General features: G+C 73.4%; 1 protein-coding gene. It reads left to right on the forward strand.

Translation table 11 applies throughout. The features are described 5' to 3' along the window. A partial coding sequence (locus QCD68_RS17280; RefSeq protein WP_301223903.1) for a hypothetical protein occupies positions 1-241 on the forward strand: 241 nt, incomplete at both ends.

Raw genomic sequence — 241 nt, forward strand, 5'->3', positions numbered from 1 at the left:
ACTGGCAGGAGGTCCCACCGATCGCGCTCCGTCGTCCGCCGTGCGGTGCGACCTCGGGCCTCGCGCTCGTGTGGCTCGCACTGCCGCTCCGCATCGTGCCCCGGGCTCGAGCGTGGTGGATCCGTCGAGCCGGGTGGTCGTTCGTGGTGTTCGGGGTCGCCGTCGCGGTGCTCTGCGTGTCCTCCGTGGTCGGTTCGGCCGGCCCGGTGCACAACGAGGCGTTCGCCGTCCAGCCCGCGAC

The sequence above is a fragment of the Curtobacterium sp. PsM8 genome (assembly GCF_030433875.1).
In the GTDB taxonomy this organism is placed as follows: Bacteria; Actinomycetota; Actinomycetes; order Actinomycetales; family Microbacteriaceae; genus Curtobacterium.